The 13,008-nt window shown below is 45.2% G+C and carries 17 protein-coding genes and 1 riboswitch; of the genes, 10 read left to right on the top strand and 7 right to left on the bottom strand.

The genetic code is table 11. From position 1 onward, the window contains the following. Positions 1 to 6: 6 nt before the first annotated feature. Positions 7 to 468: a hypothetical protein gene (locus MKX97_RS01495; RefSeq protein WP_342536748.1), complete on the bottom strand. Its 462-nt coding sequence runs from the start codon at positions 466 to 468 to the stop codon at positions 7 to 9. A gap of 31 nt (positions 469 to 499) precedes the next feature. After that, positions 500 to 625, bottom strand: coding sequence for a hypothetical protein (locus MKX97_RS01490; protein WP_009766471.1), 126 nt, complete (start codon positions 623 to 625; stop codon positions 500 to 502). A gap of 118 nt (positions 626 to 743) precedes the next feature. Between MKX97_RS01490 and MKX97_RS01485 the strand changes: the two genes are divergently transcribed. From MKX97_RS01485 to MKX97_RS01475, 3 genes are all read left to right on the top strand, one after another. Next, on the top strand, positions 744 to 1,871 hold the full coding sequence (locus MKX97_RS01485) for a CAP-associated domain-containing protein (protein ID WP_342536747.1): 1,128 nt from the start codon (positions 744 to 746) through the stop codon (positions 1,869 to 1,871). 97 nt (positions 1,872 to 1,968) lie between these two features. After that, positions 1,969 to 2,409 (top strand): hypothetical protein, encoded by a 441-nt coding sequence (locus tag MKX97_RS01480; RefSeq protein ID WP_009766473.1) that lies wholly within the window; start codon positions 1,969 to 1,971, stop codon positions 2,407 to 2,409. Further along, a complete protein-coding gene (locus MKX97_RS01475; protein WP_009766474.1) occupies positions 2,394 to 2,684 on the top strand; it encodes a DUF2653 family protein in 291 nt (96 codons plus the stop codon). The genes MKX97_RS01480 and MKX97_RS01475 overlap by 16 nt, the downstream gene beginning before the upstream one ends. 89 nt (positions 2,685 to 2,773) lie before the next feature. Here MKX97_RS01475 and MKX97_RS01470 read toward each other — a convergent pair whose 3' ends face one another. The 5 genes from MKX97_RS01470 to MKX97_RS01450 all read right to left on the bottom strand — a co-directional run bounded on the left by MKX97_RS01470 (position 2,774) and on the right by MKX97_RS01450 (position 7,136). Next, positions 2,774 to 3,361, bottom strand: a complete 588-nt coding sequence (locus MKX97_RS01470) for a superoxide dismutase family protein (protein WP_342536746.1) — start codon at positions 3,359 to 3,361, stop codon at positions 2,774 to 2,776. 197 nt (positions 3,362 to 3,558) lie between these two features. After that, entirely contained in the window at positions 3,559 to 3,948 is a 390-nt protein-coding gene (locus tag MKX97_RS01465) for an ectoine synthase (RefSeq protein WP_009766476.1), read from the bottom strand. A 12-nt stretch (positions 3,949 to 3,960) separates the two neighbouring features. Then, a complete protein-coding gene (ectB, locus tag MKX97_RS01460; protein WP_342536745.1) occupies positions 3,961 to 5,241 on the bottom strand; it encodes a diaminobutyrate--2-oxoglutarate transaminase in 1,281 nt (426 codons plus the stop codon). 66 nt (positions 5,242 to 5,307) lie between these two features. Continuing rightward, positions 5,308 to 5,832: a diaminobutyrate acetyltransferase gene (gene ectA, locus MKX97_RS01455; protein WP_009766478.1), complete on the bottom strand. Its 525-nt coding sequence runs from the start codon at positions 5,830 to 5,832 to the stop codon at positions 5,308 to 5,310. 623 nt (positions 5,833 to 6,455) lie between these two features. Continuing rightward, positions 6,456 to 7,136, bottom strand: a complete 681-nt coding sequence (locus MKX97_RS01450; protein WP_340758005.1) for a phosphoribosylaminoimidazolesuccinocarboxamide synthase — start codon at positions 7,134 to 7,136, stop codon at positions 6,456 to 6,458. Between the two features lie 167 nt (positions 7,137 to 7,303). Between MKX97_RS01450 and MKX97_RS01445 the strand changes: the two genes are divergently transcribed. The 7 genes from MKX97_RS01445 to MKX97_RS01415 all read left to right on the top strand — a co-directional run bounded on the left by MKX97_RS01445 (position 7,304) and on the right by MKX97_RS01415 (position 12,997). Then, entirely contained in the window at positions 7,304 to 7,525 is a 222-nt protein-coding gene (locus MKX97_RS01445) for a cation transporter (protein ID WP_342536744.1), read from the top strand. A gap of 15 nt (positions 7,526 to 7,540) precedes the next feature. Then, positions 7,541 to 9,442, top strand: a complete 1,902-nt coding sequence (locus MKX97_RS01440; protein WP_342536743.1) for a cation-translocating P-type ATPase — start codon at positions 7,541 to 7,543, stop codon at positions 9,440 to 9,442. Next, a complete protein-coding gene (locus MKX97_RS01435; protein WP_342536742.1) occupies positions 9,420 to 10,118 on the top strand; it encodes a Crp/Fnr family transcriptional regulator in 699 nt (232 codons plus the stop codon). The genes MKX97_RS01440 and MKX97_RS01435 overlap by 23 nt, the downstream gene beginning before the upstream one ends. A 93-nt stretch (positions 10,119 to 10,211) precedes the next feature. Beyond that, positions 10,212 to 10,320: riboswitch (TPP riboswitch) on the top strand. Positions 10,321 to 10,399: 79 nt separating this feature from the next. Beyond that, positions 10,400 to 10,990: a thiamine phosphate synthase gene (locus MKX97_RS01430; RefSeq protein ID WP_342536741.1), complete on the top strand. Its 591-nt coding sequence runs from the start codon at positions 10,400 to 10,402 to the stop codon at positions 10,988 to 10,990. A 29-nt stretch (positions 10,991 to 11,019) separates the two neighbouring features. After that, the gene (thiS, locus tag MKX97_RS01425) at positions 11,020 to 11,214 is read left to right on the top strand and encodes a sulfur carrier protein ThiS (protein ID WP_176132544.1); all 195 of its coding nucleotides are present in this window, start codon (positions 11,020 to 11,022) and stop codon (positions 11,212 to 11,214) included. Continuing rightward, positions 11,211 to 11,984, top strand: a complete 774-nt coding sequence (locus MKX97_RS01420; RefSeq protein WP_139365977.1) for a thiazole synthase — start codon at positions 11,211 to 11,213, stop codon at positions 11,982 to 11,984. Before thiS ends, MKX97_RS01420 begins: the two co-directional genes overlap by 4 nt. Further along, positions 11,981 to 12,997: a ThiF family adenylyltransferase gene (locus tag MKX97_RS01415; RefSeq protein WP_342536740.1), complete on the top strand. Its 1,017-nt coding sequence runs from the start codon at positions 11,981 to 11,983 to the stop codon at positions 12,995 to 12,997. Before MKX97_RS01420 ends, MKX97_RS01415 begins: the two co-directional genes overlap by 4 nt. Positions 12,998 to 13,008 lie beyond the last annotated feature (11 nt).

Here is a 13,008-nt window from a genome sequence, read left to right as displayed (position 1 = left end):
GTGCCTTCATTTCGTTTTGACTGAAAAACCTTCTTCTTTCAGATAGCCGGCCGCTTCTTCGTAATCACCAAAGCCCTCTTCCAAGTTATAGCCATGATAGACGTTGAAAAAGTCATCTTCTTCGAGAAGTGTCAATGTCTGTCCTTCTGCATTTTGCCAAACTTCCTCAAGCATTTCTTCTTCGACTGCTTCTGTAGCCAGCCCTTTGATCGCAGCTTGGATTACTGTCCGCAATTCATCCGCAGAAAACTCCCGGATATTGACGAGGCCACGTTCATCCGGCTCATATCCTTTGACATCCGCCACGTAGACGAAGCCATTTCCGTTCGGGTGCAAATGTTGCACGACGACCGTTTTATCAAAAAGTGACTCTTCATAATGATAGTTTAAGCGCTTCATTGATACTTCTTTTTTCACAAGTTCGGGAAATCCCTCTATAATCTGTTGTTTCTCTTCAAATGTTAACATGCTTTTCCTTCTTTCTTCTTAAATTCTATCGTTATCTCGTTTTCCATTCGATAAACAGGACTAGTAATAACACGACTGCAAATGCGACTAAATAAAACCAGGAAGGTACACTGCTTACACCGCCGAACATGCCATCCACCCCTTCCAGACTTTCCATTCTTTTTAGTATACCCTTTTTCCGACTTTCCTGGCGGATAAATTTCAACAATTCGATAGTTTCCGCTGTATTGCCACGATAGAAAAAGAGTACAATGGATAAGAGGAGTGGGTGTCACATGTTTAAACGCCTTTTTCAGTTACTATTTCTCATCGTAATTTTATACGCGGCCAAGCCGTTATGGGAAGGTCCTGTATCCAAATACGTGGACTTATCGTTTCTAGATCCGCTGGACGCACGTGTGGAAACGGTGCTCGATGAAGAATTGATTGGATCTGTGCTTGATTATACAAAACAATCGATTACAAAAGTTGTCTCGTTCATTTCAAATAAAACAGCGGAATCACGTGTTCCTGATGAAGTCGCTCAACCAGCGCTTGAAACACCGAAACAAAGTTTGATATCCATACACAATATCGAAATCGGCATGCCGGAAGCCGAAGTGAAATCAAAGCTCGGTGAACCAATGCGCATGTCGGTCAATGAATACGGTACCGAATGGCTGACCTTTCATCAGGATTATCAGAACTTTGTCATGCTGTCTTATGACATAAAGCGGCGTGTGAATGCGGTCTATACAAATGACCGGTTGATTTCTTCATCATTAGGAATCGAATACGGTGCAGCGAAAGCGGATGTCCGTGCTGTTAATGGAGAGCCGATCACCGAAATTCGCAAAGGCACGAATATCTATAAGCTGCAAGATGATGAAGGAATGGATATTTTCCATTCGGATGGCGTCTATATATACGTCTTTTATGATTTGCATCAAAACAATACAGTAACGGCCGTCCAGCTCATCTCGGACCAACTAGAGCAACGGAAAACCGCTTTGTATGCACCGCAGAACGATGCCATGCGTAAAGGTTTTGAAATCCAGCTCTTCGACTTAACGAATGCGGCGAGAGTGCGTCACGGCCGCTCGATCCTTACGTGGGACGACAAGGCAGCTGTGGCTGCACGTAAACATAGTATGGACATGGCTGTGCATGATTATTTCAGCCATGAAAATTTACACGGCGAATCCCCATTCGATCGGATGAAAAAAAACGGGGTGAAGTTCGTCAGTGCTGGGGAGAACCTTGCGTATGGCCAATCAAGCAGCATCTTTGCACATGAAGGACTGATGAACTCAAAAGGGCACCGGGATAATATATTGATTCGCGACTATCAGTTTTTAGGGATCGGCGTGGATTTCAATGACAAGGAACAGCCATATTATACGGAAAATTTCTTCGCTAAATGAGTGGGTTTCCTTTCATTACGCAGCATTATCTATTAAAATAGAAGGAAGGCCTACGAACTTTAGGGAGTCCTGACTAAGCATTAAAGGAGAATACGAATTGAAAAAACTTGCAGCATTTTTCTTGGCCGCGACGTTAATTTTGTCGCCGATCGGGAACATCGTTTTCCAAGACGAGATCACAGCGGAGGCACGTGGCTATAAATCCGGAAAGAAAAGCTTCAGCACACCCAATCGCGTGCAACCGAATAAAGCTGAAAAGAAACAAGATAATACGAACCAAAGCAACAACAAAGCAGCTGCCAGCAAAAAACCTGGTACGGGCGGCGGCTTGATGAAAGGCTTAATGCTCGGCGGATTGGCCGGTCTTTTATTCGGTAGCTTATTTGCGAATATGGGTATGCTCGGTTCAATCCTCGGATTGATGATTAATGTTCTAGCGATTGTCTTCATCATCTTCATGGTACGAAAGATTTTCGCGATCTTCAAAGAGAAGGAACGTAAGCGAAATGAGGAAATGAATCAATGGAACAACAGATAATTTATGAACAAGACGTGGCAAATGCCGTTTGTGTACTGATCGCGAAAGAAGCACGCGCGATGCCTGACGACGTGGAAGTGGAGTTGGCTTACGATGACGACGAAGGTTTCTCGGCAGAAGCAGAGCTCAACGGCAACGTACATCAGTTGAATACGACGCGACTCGTGGAAGCACTTCGTCTTTGGGTTGAACAGTATCTCGACATGGACCCGATGGCAGCCGGCATTCAGTTAAAGCTGGATGACGACGAAGGCATCATTGCGATTGTTCGATAATTTGTAGGCGCTCCTTTTATGCGGAGCGTCTTTTTTATTGCATAAAAATAAACGGCTCCCCGTCACTCAAGAGAAGCCGTTACCTTAAATTATTTTAACTGATTCATCGTGATTTCTGCACAAGCAATCGGTTTCCCCGAATCTCCCGCTGGATCTGTCTTATAATCGTCCGCACCTTCATGGATGACAAGCGCTGTTCCGTCATTATCAAGCAATGAATTCTCCTGCCCTTTTTCAAGAGTCACTTGATCGGTTGCCATCTGGGCATAGACCTCACCTTTTTCGTCGACCTCTAGATTACGTAAATCTCCAAGATGATACCCTTTTGGATTGTCGAAGCCATGCTCCTTGCCGGTCGGATTGAAGTGTCCGCCAGCTGACGCTTTAAAGTCAGGCGCCGTACAAACACCATGCTCGTGAATGTGGATACCATGCTCCCCCGGCGCCAGGCCAGATGCTTTCACCTCGATGGACACGCCGCCGTTATCCGCTGTCAATTTCGCCTCCCCAATCTCCTCGCCATCCGTGTTGATGATTGGCGTGATGATTTGAGGCTCTGACGTATCCCCTTGATTCACGGTAGCCTCATCTCCGCTCACCTGTACTTTTTCCTTAGTCCAACTACAGCCAGCTGTCAACAAAACAGCAGCCACTACTGCACCCGATAACTTCCACATAGTTGTTGCCTCCTTGTTCATGCTATTCACCATTCTTGCCAATTCACTGCGAACTATTCAATGTACTGGTATATTATCAATGAATATGGGTTTGGTGCGTTGCAGACGCTGGTTGGCATGGTCCATAGTATTCTCATCACTCTAATGAAAACAAAAAGCTTCAAAGCAAGGTCGATCCCCTGCTTTGAAGCTTCATCTCAGTCTGTCAACAACGGATACACGCCATTCTCATCATGTGTCTCCGTTCCAACGAGCGGCGGGTTGAAAACGCAGATCAAACGCATGTCTTCCTGACCGCCCCTCAAGTAATGCTCATCATTTTCATTCAGTGCATACATCGTGCCATTTTTAATCGGATAAACCTTCCCATCCGCTGTCGTTTCTATCTCTCCATCTCCCGCCACGCAGTAGACTGCTTCCAAGTGGTTTTGATAATGGATATGTGTTTCTGTACCAGCATAAATAATCGTTTCGTGGAATGAAAAGCCCATATTGTCTTTCTGTAGCAAAAAACGGCGGCTTGCCCACGTTTTTGCTTTTGTTTCGTTTTCACTGCCAATAATTTCATCCAATGTACGTACAATCACTATAAATCCCCCTTAATTCTTAACGACATCTTTAATCGCTTCTTCTAAAATATCAAAACCTTGTTGGATTCCCTTTTCATCGATGATCAATGAACCGAGGAATTTGACGACTTCCCCTTCAGGCCCGGATGTCTCGATAATCAGGCCCTTTTCAAAAGCTTTTGCACAAATCTTATCTGCATAATCTTCCTTGCCCTCACCACAGACGATTCCCTGCATGAAACCGCGGCCGCGCGTCGTTGCTTTTAGCTGCGGATACTCTTCGACAATCGTCTCCATACGCTTTGTGATGAGCTTGGATTTTTCTTGTACCGATTTAGCGAATTCATCTGTTTCCCAATACGACAGCGCTTCTGTCGCTGCCAAAATCGCCAAGTTGTTGCCGCGGAATGTTCCGTTATGTTCAGCTGGACCAAACATATCGTATTGAGGTTTGATTAGTGTCAAGGCTAACGGCAGGCCATAGCCGCCGATGGATTTGGACAGGCAGACAATATCCGGTTTGACGCCGGCTGGTTCAAAGCTGAAGAACGTACCAGTTCGGCCGCACCCCGCTTGCACATCGTCAACGATCAGTAAGATATCGTAATTGCGGCAGAGACGTTCAATTTCGCGCAACCACTCGAAGCTTGCAGGATTGATGCCGCCTTCTCCTTGGACCGTTTCCAAAATCATTGCAGCCGGTAAATCTAAACCACTGCTCGCGTCAGCTAAATACTTTTTAAGGAAATTTAATGATTGACCTTCCTCCAAAAACGTATCGAATGGCATGGATGTCGTATTGTTCAACGGTACTCCAGCCCCGCCGCGGTTATATGAATTGCCTGTAACAGACAATGCACCAAGCGTCATGCCGTGAAAGCCATTCGTAAAGCTGATGATATTTTGGCGTCCTGTCACTTTGCGGGCGATCTTCAATGCGCTTTCCACTGTATTCGTCCCAGTAGGTCCAGGAAACATCACTTTATAGTCCATGTTTCTCGGCTTCAAGATCACTTCGTTAAATCGTTCAAGAAATTCTTTCCGGACCGTCGTCCCCATATCCAGACTATGTGCAATTCCGTCGTCTTGGATGTACTCGATCAACTTTTCCTTCATTTTGTCGTTGTTATGGCCGTAGTTCAAAGCACCGGCGCCGGCAAAGAAATCGATATATTCCTTGCCTTCCGTGTCCCACATCTTATAGCCTTTTGCTCGTTCGAATACTGTCGGGAAACTTCTGCTGTAACTTCTCACTTGCGACTCATGATTTTCAAAGACTTCCATTACCTTCTGACTTTTTGTCAGTACCATTGTTAATTAATTCCTCCGTTGTATTTCTGTATTTTCCGTGTCAAGTTGCGACAGTCGCCCCCTTCATCAGAATGGCCCAATGCGAAACAACTCTTCTGCTTCGTGTCCTTCCCTTGGAAATTGATCTTCCGTGTAGCCATCGGTGATTGTGCACTCAGTCTGTAAATCACGTGCCAAACCTTTGAAAAGCTTAGTTGACGGAATGTTAGATGGCGTTACAGTGGCTTCCAAGTACCGAATATTCCGACATGATTGGCTCTGCAAAATGGCTTGCAGCATGCGGGAAGCCAAACGTTGTCCGCGTGCTGATTCGTCGACCGCTACTTGCCAGATAAATAACGTATCTTGCGCTTTCGGCTGAATGAAACCCGATATAAAGCCTACTATTTTCCCGTGATCTTCCACTAAGATACTGGTGTCGCTAAATTGATCTGCCCACAGTAAATAACTGTACGAAGAATTCAAATCTAGGACTTGGGTATCTTTGACAAGTTTCCAAATTGACTTACCGTCATCTAGAGTGGGGGTGCGAAAGATGTAAGGATCATTCGGATCGTACCCTGCAATCGAATACATGTGAGGTTTCTGCAAACATTTTTCCTCCAAGTCTAGTCATTTGTCATAATAGACAAATGTTCATTCTCTGAAACTCTCTGGATGCATGTTTACTTCTTACCCGACAACGTGGTCACATCAAACTAAAGTCATTGAATCGTCATTATCGTGAGGTTTTTTTAATGACCGAGCACTAGTACTCGGCAGATTCTCTCTAAGGAATCTTGTGGATTTAGCAAGGATACTAACGTAGAAAAGCCAAATGGAGATTGGTGCTGGCTACTTGGGTGCTAACTTTCTGCCTTGCGGTATGAAGAGCAAAAAAGAGCGCCTTTACAAAAGCAGGGAGCTTTTGTTCATGAAAAACAGCTAATATTATCAATTATTCGCTGATATGAAAGACACTTTCATTATCTTGAATTTACTGCCATACGCATTCATCCAACCACGGTTCTTGTGTACAAAAACGTCGGTGAAGAAGCAAACAATGTGTCTCCTCTGACACTGGTTGCTATTATAGGAAACTATGAAAACGTTGTCAACAGTATATATATCATTTTATTTGTTTAATGAAAAAGTAAAGCGTCATCAAGTCAAACAGCGTATAGCCTCAGCACGAATTAAAAAAGCCGGAAACTTTTTTCGTTTCCGGCTTCATGTTATGAAAATAAAATCGTTTCCAACTCCATTGGTTCTACATACTTATCCCCTTGATAAACGCGCATATTCCCACCTGAAATTTCGTCGATCAACATGATGTTTCCTTCAGAATCACGTCCAAATTCCAGCTTAATATCGTAGAGATCCAAACCTTTTTGTGTCATTTCAAACTTGACCAGTTCAGAGATTTTTTTCGTCAACTCTTCCAAGATATCGTATTCATCACGTGTTAGGATTCCTAGCTGGGCCAATGCGTCTTTCGAAATCGGCGGATCTTGTCGTTCATCGTCTTTTAATGTTACTTCCACGAAGGCATCGAGTGCCTGTCCTTCTTTACAATACTTACCATATCTCCGCAAGAAACTTCCGACTGCGCGAAATCGGCAAATTACTTCCAGACCGCTGCCGAAGACTGTTGCAGGCTTGACCGTCATTGTTACTTTATCTAAATCTGCATCGATATAATGTGTCGGCACTTGCTGCTCCGCCAATTTTTCGAAAAAATACTGCGTCATGCGAAGACCCGATTTCCCTGCACCTTCTATCGTTAATCCGACTGTATTGGCGCCAGGATCGAATACACCATCTTCCCCTGTCACATCATCCTTGAATTTTAATAACACATGACCGTCTTCCAATTGATAAACATCTTTCGTTTTACCAGAATAAGTTAGTTTCATACGAACGATTCTCCTCATTTCGTAATTATTGTTCTACTTTTTAAGTATAATGCACTTTGCTCTGAAGAAAAAGGATAGATTACAGAAAACTTGATGGAGGTCAAGGTGCAAAATACAAATCCCCTCTATACTTAAGTTAACAAATACAAACGAAAAGGATGAGAACAATGAAAAAAGCAGTATTTCAAATGGAGCCATTCAGCTGTTCGTCATGTGTCAAGAAAATTGAAGGTGCCTTAGCCCGAGCAAATGGGGTTCAAAAAGTAAAAGTATTATTCCACTCAAACAAAGTACGCGTTGAGTTTGACGAAGCCATCGTAGCTGCGATTGACTTGCAAGAACTCATCGAAAAGCTCGGTTATCCAGTACTCAACCTAAAAGTTGCTTAAAAAGGAGGAACTCACATGAATGCCAAACAAACGGTACGCGTCACTGCCATCTCTGCTATTCTCTTAGCAGCCGCGATCATCATGCATATCGCCGGGTGGCATGATGCACGCCAAATCACATTGGTTACTTCTACTTTGATAGCCGGGACTCCAATCACGATCAAGGCTTTTAAAGCTATCCGGATGAAAGCGTTCAGCATAGAATTACTCGTCACGATTGCGGTTGTCGGTGCATTATTCATTGGAGAATATGTAGAATCTGCGGTCGTCACGTTTCTATTTTTATTCGGGGCGATACTGGAAATACGAACAATGGAAAAGACTCGCTCTTCCCTGAAAGCTCTTACCGACTTAGCTCCACTAGAAGCACGCGTCATGCGTGATGGTGAAATATTGACCGTTTCAGTAGACGATGTTGAAATCGGCGATCAGGTCATCGTTCGATCAGGAGATAAAGTTCCTGTGGATGGTCCAATTATTTCGGGGAACGCCACACTAAATGAAGCAGCTATCACAGGTGAATCGGTTCCCGCCAGCAAAATGCTGGATGATCAAGTATTCAGCGGTACACTAGTGGAACATGGTTATATAGAAGTGATTGCCGTAAGGGTTGGTAATGACACGACTTTCGCCCGCATTATTGAATTAGTGGAAGAAGCGCAGGAATCCAAATCGAAAACCGAAAAGTTTCTCGAGCGTTTTGCTACTATCTATACGCCTTCCATTGTGCTCTTGTCCGTGCTCGTTTATCTTTTAACACGGAACATCGAAATGACGTTAACTTTCCTCGTCATCGCTTGCCCTGGAGCCCTCGTCATTTCCGCACCGGTTTCGATCGTTGCAGGAATTGGCAACGGAGCCCGAAACGGTGTCTTGATAAAAGGCGGAGAAGTAATGGAACAGCTAGCGAAAATTGATACGATCGTCTTTGATAAAACAGGTACATTGACAAGAGGGCGACCTGAAGTAACTGATGTCTACGGATTAGGTATAGAGAAAGAAGAGTTACTGCGTCTCACAGCCGAAGCCGAAATGATTTCAGAACACCATCTAGGCCGGACTATCGTTAAAGAAGCGAAGAAACGTGCGATTCATTTGTCCAATCAACCGGAAGACGCTGAAGTGGTTAAAGGAAATGGAATAATGGCTACAGTAGAAGGAAAGCATCTCGCAGTTGGCAATCGCAAACTAATGGAAGACCAAAAGATCCCGATTCCTTCTGAAATGGAAGACTATGCATCACAACGTGAGAAAGCTGGAAATACGGCAATTTTCGTCAGTATTTCCCGGGAAATCACAGGAATCATCTCTGTCGCCGATCAAATTCGTCCGGAAGCTACCGAAGCGTTGGCCAAATTGCGGAAAAATGGCATCAAGCAAATGATCATGCTGACAGGCGACAATCGACATACAGCCCAACTAGTTGGCGAACACCTTGGCCTTGACGAAATCTATGCGGAATTATTGCCTGAAGATAAAGTGGCGGCAGTTCAGAGTTTGAAAGAACAAGGTCACCGAGTTGCTATGGCAGGCGACGGAATCAACGATGCACCCGCCATAGCAACGGCGGATATTGGGCTTGCCATGGGAGAAGGCGGAACAGATATTTCAATGGAGACAGCGGACATCGTCTTGATGGCAGATCGGCTCGATCAATTCTCCCATGCCTATGCTTTAGCGAAAGCAACTGTACAGAACATGAAGCAGAATACATTCTTTGCGGTCGGTACCGTATTCCTTCTGTTGCTCGGTGTATTACTCGGCAAAGTATTCCTCGCTTCCGGTATGCTCGTCCATGAAGTGAGCGTACTTCTGGTGATCCTGAACGCCATTCGATTAATACGTTATACTAACGACAAGCCATCGAATCAAAAACAAAGTGAGGTGATATCGGATGAACCAAGGATCACATTGTGACCTAAGCACGAACGATCTTCACCGTTCCTGCGTTTCGCTCGTCCCTCTTTTCAATCACTTGGATAAGCAGCAAATGGATCAAATCGTCGCGCTTGCACGCAGCATAAGCTACCCTCGCGGTGAAATGATTTACCATAGCGGTGATCGCTCAGAAGGTTTATATATATTGCATAAAGGACGAGTCAAGGTCTATCGTCTATCGGAGAATGGCAAGGAACAACTCGTCCGTATCCTGAAACCAGGAGAATTCACAGGCGAGCTTTCCTTGTTCGACGCAAAGCCTCATGACGCATATGCGGAAACTTTGGAAGCCGTTGAACTGTGTATCATCCAACGGGACGAGATGCAGCAACTTTTGCAATCTCACCCTGCAATTTCATTGAGGATGCTTACGGAATTCTCTTCCCGACTCGCGGATACAGAGCTGCGAGCCGCCCGAATCGCCATGGAATCTGCTGAAACTCGACTTGCGTTGTATTTGGCGGATCTATCAGAGGAACAGCAACAATTGACCATCCGACTGCCGATGAGCCGAAAAGATCTAGCTTCCCATCTTGGCACGACACCCGAAACAATCAGTCGTAAATTAAGCGTATTCGAAGAACGGGGCTGGATTCGCCAGACCGGTTCTAAGATTGTAGAGATTTTCGATTTAGTTTCTTTATTACTCATATAATGGCTATATAAAATTCAGCAAGAGATGAAAATTTGACATCCCTCTTTTCTTTCAATCTGGTAAGTGCTATGCTGTAAGTGAATATTATAATCTTTTGACCATTAGGGGAATCCTTCACAAGGACTGAGAAAAGAGTGCGACTCTGAAACCCTTATCACCTGAACAGGTTCGTACCTGCGGAGGGAAGTGGCAAGTCGTTTTGGCGTACTCTCATACATGCCGACACATCCAACCACTTTCCGATTCGGGAAGTGGTTTTTTCATTTGGAGGTGAACTGGAAATGAAATTGGTCGGTGTCACGGATGATTGTCATTCTGTTGATGAACTGCTGCTCAAGTTGCTGGAGACGGAGCCTTATATCGATGAATTTATCTTACGTGAAAAGTCGAAGACGGATGAACAGCTGATCGAATTGATTTCACATCTCTCTACTAGAGGGTTTCCATTGGATAAAATAATTGTACACGCACGGCCCAGCCTCGCAAACTCGCTGTCCGTCCCCTGTCAGCTGACAGGCTATGGAATGTCGGTGAAGGAAGCACGTACCACTTTTCCGTCGCTGAGATTAGGATCTTCCGTCCATTCATTGGAAGAGGCACGAGAAGCACAAGCTGCCGGAGCAGACTGGCTATTGTATGGACATATTTATCTGACGTCATCCAAAAAAGGCTTGGCTCCGCGGGGTACGGATGAACTTTTTGAGATTGCATTATCATGCACGATTCCCGTCTATGCAATCGGTGGAATTCGACCAGTTCATCTGCCGGTTTTTAAAAGACACGGCGTCAGAGGTGCAGCAATCCTGTCCCCCATCAGCAGTCAAGACGCAGTGAGCGCAGTTAGAGATTATGCACGTGCAAGAGATTCATAGCAAAGGAGCGGTGTTCATTGGGCAAAACAATTGATTTGAACGGTAAGTCGTATTCGGTTGTACCTGAGGTGGAAACAGTTCAGCAGTTACTGGAGCATTTGAAGCTTGGCAATCGAATTTTGATCGTCGAAAAGAACAAGGAAATTCTGCAGAAGGACAGTTACGATGCACCAATTATGGACAGAGATCAAATTGAAATCATACATTTTGTTGGAGGCGGATGAGGATGTTACAAATAGCAGATAAAAGGTTTTCTTCACGTTTATTGTTAGGCACAGGGAAGTATCCTTCATTTGAGACTCAAAAAAAGGCAGTTGCGGTATCAGAGACAGAAATCTTAACATTTGCGGTGAGACGGATGAACATTTTCGAAGAGTCTCAGCCGAATTTCCTGGAGCAACTGGATTTAGAGCACTATACATTATTGCCAAATACAGCAGGCGCAAGCACAGCGGAGGAAGCGGTGCATATCGCGAAGCTGGCGAAAGCATCGGGATTATGTGATATGGTAAAGGTTGAGATTATTGGCTGCAGCCATTCGTTGTTGCCCGATCCAGTGGAAACGTTGCGTGCATCTGAAATGCTGCTTGAAGAAGGTTTCATCGTGCTGCCTTATACGTCGGATGATGTGGTGCTGGCACGGAAACTTTGTGAATTAGGCGTTCATGCCATCATGCCGGGCGCTGCACCGATTGGTTCAGGTCACGGAATTTTGAATCCGTTGAATCTTTCTCTAATTATCGAGCAATCAAATGTACCGGTCATTGTGGATGCGGGCATTGGATCACCGAAAGACGCGGCATACGCGATGGAGCTTGGAGCGGACGGCGTGCTATTGAATACAGCGGTTTCCGAAGCTGCAGACCCTGTTAAAATGGCAGAAGCGATGAAATTAGCGATTGAAGCGGGACATCTTGGCTATCAAGCAGGGCGCATGCCGGTAAGAGACTATGGCGTCGCGAGCAGTCCGCTAGAGGGGCTTGTGCCAAATTGATGAGTAAATATTCACGCCAAGAGCTGTTTACACCCATTGGAGCGGACGGCCAGCTGCGGATACGGGGGACCAAGGTGTTCGTCCTCGGCGCTGGGGCACTTGGTTCATCCGGAGCCGAAATGCTTGTACGCGCAGGTGTTGGTGAATTAACAATTGTAGATCGCGATATTTTGGAATGGTCCAATTTGCATCGTCAGCAGTTGTACGCTGAGCAAGACGTTGTCGAGCAATTACCGAAAGCCGCCGCTGCGGAAAGACGACTGCGCCAGATCAACAGTGATGTGAAAATCCGAGGAGTCGTAGCAGATGTGACGCCAGAAAATGTGCTGGAGTTATTTGAAGGCCATGACATGGTGCTCGATGGCACAGATAATATTGAAACGCGATTACTCGCAAATGACGCTTGTCTACAATTAAATATTCCTTTTTTTATGGGCGCTTGTGTGGGGAGCTATGGATTGACGTTTCCTATCGGAGTTGCCGAGGAACAGCCTTGCTTGCATTGTCTGCTCGAAGCGTTGCCCCCACAGTCCTTGACTTGTGACACGGTCGGCGTAATCAGCCCGATTGTCGTGACGACTGCTGCACGCCAAGTAGCACAGCTGCTGAAGTATGTGATAGGAGCGGAATTGGATCCACGCTTGGAATCCACGGATTTATGGACAGATGAATGTGCATCGATGGAAGTCAAAAACATGAAGAAATCTAGTTGTCCAAGTTGTTCAGCACAGCCAAGCTATCCGTTTTTATCAGCTTCCGAAGTCGTTCGAACAGCCGTGCTATGCGGACGCGACACTGTACAGTTGACTTGGCCTAAGAACCGGCAAGTGGAACTCGCTCCATTTGCTGACTCGATACGCGAGACGGTCTCGAATTTATTGCATAATCCCTATTTGGTATCTTGTGAATACAATGACCACCGACTAGTTTTATTTCGCGATGGCCGCATGCTAATCCACGGCACGAAAGATATCACAGAAGCCCGGAAGATTGCGGCAGGTTTATTGGGATGACGAGTAAAAAA

Origin of the sequence: Sporosarcina sp. FSL K6-3508, from assembly GCF_038615825.1 — a bacterium.
GTDB classification, from domain to species: domain Bacteria; phylum Bacillota; class Bacilli; order Bacillales_A; family Planococcaceae; genus Sporosarcina; species Sporosarcina newyorkensis.
Note: the sequence above shows the minus strand (reverse complement) of the source record. Positions and strands in the feature narration are given on the sequence as shown.